An 873-nucleotide genomic window follows, 5' to 3' on the forward strand; every position below is an offset into this window, starting at 1 on the left:
GTTCCATTCGCTGACCCATTTGCGGATGTCGGACTCGAGCGCTTGGACGCTGCGGTGATCGCTGCGGCGCAGCAGGTCCTCGGTGACGAAGCCGAAGAACCGCTCGACCTGGTTCAGCCAGGATGAGTAGGTCGGCGTGAAATGCATATGGAACCGTGGGTGGTTCTGCAGCCATGTCTTCACAACGGGTGTCTTATGGGTCTGGTAGTTGTCGCAGATCAGGTGCACGTCCAGGCCCTCGGGGACCTGGGCGTCGATCTTGGCGAGGAACTTCCTGAACTCGATGGCCCGGTGCTTGCGGTGCAGGCTGGAGATCACGGAACCGTCCGCGGTGTTCAGGGCCGCGAACAGGGTCGTGGTCCCATGCCTGACGTAGTCGTGGGTCCGCTTCTCCGGCATCCCTGGCATCATCGGGAAGGCCGGCTGGGACCGGGCCAGCGCCTGGACCTGCGATTTCTCATCCACACTGAGCACCACGGCGGATTCGGGCGGGTTCAGGTAGAGTCCCACGACGTCGTAGACCTTCTCCACGAACAAGGGGTCGTTGGAGAGCTTGAACCCGTCGGCGCGGTGGGGCTTGAGCTCGAACGCCTTCCAGATCCGCCCGATCGTTGACTTCGACAGTCCCGAGCGCTCGGCCATCTTCGCCCGTGACCAGTGCGTGGCGTTCTTCGGCGTCGATTCCAGCGTCGCAACCACGACATCCTCGACCTGATCACTGGTGATGCTGGCAGGTCGGCCGGGCCTGGGATCATCGACCAGCCCGTCCAGCCGGCGCTCCAGGAAGCGGCGCCGCCACTTCGCCACGGTATGCGCTTCGACTCCGCACCGGGCGCCCACCTCCACGTTGCTCAGGCCTTCGGCGCTGCCCAG

The 873-nt window shown here is 64.5% G+C and carries 1 protein-coding gene; it reads right to left on the reverse strand.

Annotated features, from left to right (window positions below):
* The coding region (locus DAD99_RS21385; protein ID WP_193343180.1) for an IS630 family transposase at nucleotides 1–873 on the reverse strand (873 nt) is incomplete at both ends.

This window comes from Pseudarthrobacter sp. AB1 (assembly GCF_014926485.1).
In the GTDB taxonomy this organism is placed as follows: Bacteria; Actinomycetota; Actinomycetes; order Actinomycetales; family Micrococcaceae; genus Arthrobacter.